The 2,485-nt window shown below is 66.3% G+C and carries 3 protein-coding genes; all 3 read left to right on the forward strand.

What is annotated here, in order from left to right; genetic code table 11:
* The coding region (locus AC1DYI_RS32600) for an EAL domain-containing protein (protein ID WP_477208260.1) at positions 1–851 on the forward strand (851 nt) is incomplete at its 5' end.
* Between the two features lie 487 nt (positions 852–1,338).
* Positions 1,339–2,229, forward strand: a complete 891-nt coding sequence (gene malG, locus AC1DYI_RS32605; RefSeq protein WP_477208261.1) for a maltose ABC transporter permease MalG — start codon at positions 1,339–1,341, stop codon at positions 2,227–2,229.
* Between the two features lie 18 nt (positions 2,230–2,247).
* Positions 2,248–2,485 (forward strand): hypothetical protein (locus tag AC1DYI_RS32610; protein ID WP_477208262.1); only part of this gene is annotated, 238 nt, incomplete at its 3' end.

The raw sequence follows: 2,485 nt of genomic DNA on the forward strand, positions 1-2,485 counted from the left end.
ACGACCCCAAGCGCAGCGCCAGCGAATCGCACCGTGAATCGATCAACTGGGCACTGGTGCTGTTCGACGCACTGAAGGAAAACCGGCTGCGCATGTTCTGCCAGCGGCTGGAGCCCTTGAACAGCGGCACTGGTGAGCCCAAGCGCCTGCACCTGGAAACCTTGGCCCGCCTGTGGGACCCGGTGCGCGAGAAGCTGCTGATGCCAGCACACTTCATCGCCCCGGCCGAGCGCTTCCACCTCGTCACCGACATCGACCGCTGGATGATCGGCCAGGTGGTGCAGCTGCTGGGCGAAGTGCCCGATCTGCACGACCAGATCGGCCAGATCGCCGTGAACCTGTCGGCCATCACGATCCGCGACACGGGCCTGTGCGATCACGTGGCCGAGCTGCTGGCCAAGCACCAGGTACCCGGCCGGCTGCTGTGTTTCGAGATCACCGAGACCGAGGCGATCACCAACCTRCAAAGCGCCAGCAGCTTCATGCAGAAGATTCACGACCTGGGCTGCCGCTTCTCGCTCGACGATTTCGGCAGCGGCTTCGCGTCGTTCACCTACCTGCGCCGCCTGCCCTTCGACTCGATCAAGATCGACGGCATGTTTGTGCGTGACATGGACAGCGACGACGTGCACAGCGGCATGGTCCGCTCGATGGCTGAAATGGGCCGCCTGCTGAACAAACCGATCGTGGCCGAGTGCGTCGAGAACGAACGCGTCGCGGCGATGTTGCGCTCACTCGGCATCGACTGGGCCCAGGGCTTTGCCTTCCACCAGCCCGAGGCGCTGACGCAGCAATTGCTGCGTGAGTGGCTGGGCGGTGCCAGCCGGGCTGAGACGCAAAAGGTGGCTTGACCGGGCCCATCCAATTTGCCTGCAACGGGCAAGTTGTTCAATTCGCCTGCGACGGGCAGAGCGTGGCGGGTAGCCCGGGGGTGCGTTCTCCGGCCCACGCTCGCGGGCAAATGTCTTTGGCGTGCGGTGGTCTCTCGGTCAGAACGGTTTGAGCTGGCCTGCGTGGTGGCGACCGCGAATGGGGTCCTGCGCCCGCACCCCCGAGCCACCCACCATGGCAACGTGGCGGCATGCCTTGGCGTGCCACGCCATGGACGGTGCCTGCAGGGCGGTGGTGGTGCCTCCGGGCGCAGGCCCCATTCGCGGTTGCTGCCACAGCACCCGAGCACGACAGTGTTGACGCGGCTTGTCCTTCGCGCACCCCGACCGTGCCCCGCGAGCGTGGGCCGGAGAACGGGGGCACCGCCGCCGCCCTGCCGCCACCACCTCAGCAGTCTGAAGTTCTTCATGCGTCATTCATCGCGCCACCCCCAGCGGAACCACTGACATGGCCATCGTCACCGGCAAGCGCCAACGCTGGCGCATCCTCGCCGCCCACGCCGGCCTGTGGGCGCTGATCGCGGTCACGCTGTTCCCGCTGCTCGCGGTCGTCTCGATCTCGCTGCGGCCCGGCAATTTCGCGACCGGCTCGCTGATCCCGACCCAGATCAGCCTCGAGCACTGGAAGCTCGCGCTCGGCATCGCACACGTCGGTGCTGATGGCGTGCGCATCGAGCCGCCGTTCCCGGTGCTGCTGTGGCTGTGGAACTCGATCAAGATCGCCACCATCTCGGCGCTGCTGATCGTCGCCATCTCGACCACCGCCGCTTACGCCTTCGCGCGGCTGAAATTCGCCGGCAAGCGCACGCTGCTGAACAGCATGCTGCTGCTTCAGATGTTCCCCGTCGCGGTCGCGCTGGTCGCGATCTACGCGATCTTCGAAGGCATCGGCAACTACCTGCCCTGGCTGGGCATCGAGACGCACGCCGGCCTGATCGTCGCCTACCTCGGCGGCGTGGCCACCCACGTGTGGACGATCAAGGGTTACTTCGACACCATCCCGGTCGACATCGAAGAAAACGCCAAGGTCGACGGCGCGACGCACTGGCAGGCCTTCCGCCTGGTGCTGCTGCCGATGGCGGTGCCGATCCTGATGGTGGTCTTCGTGCTGGCCTTCATCGGCACCATCATCGAGTACCCGGTCGCTTCGGTGCTGCTGCGCGAAGAGCCCAACCTGACGCTGGCGGTCGGCTCCAAGTTCTACCTGTACGACCAGAAGTTCCTGTGGGGCGACTTCGCCGCGGCTGCGGTGCTGAGCGGCCTGCCGATCACGCTGGTCTTCCTGGCCGCGCAGCGCTGGATCGTCTCGGGCCTGACCTCGGGCGGCGTCAAAGGCTGATCAAGGGATGATCGGGCCATGAACAAGCGCCTCCCCCTCACCACCCTCGCGCTGGCGGCCACCACGGCCATCGCCGCGCCCACCCCAAAGACCACAGTCAAAGCCAACCGTTTCGACGCCACCCTGGCCGGCACATTCGAAGCGCGCGAGAAAGACTGGCGCAACGGCGCCGTGGTCTACCAGGTGCTGGTCGACCGTTTCGCGCCCAGCGCCAACCTCGAAGCCAAGCGCTACCTCTACCCCGCGCCGAAAGTGC

It is taken from the genome of Ideonella sp. P3_A4 (assembly GCF_056403075.1).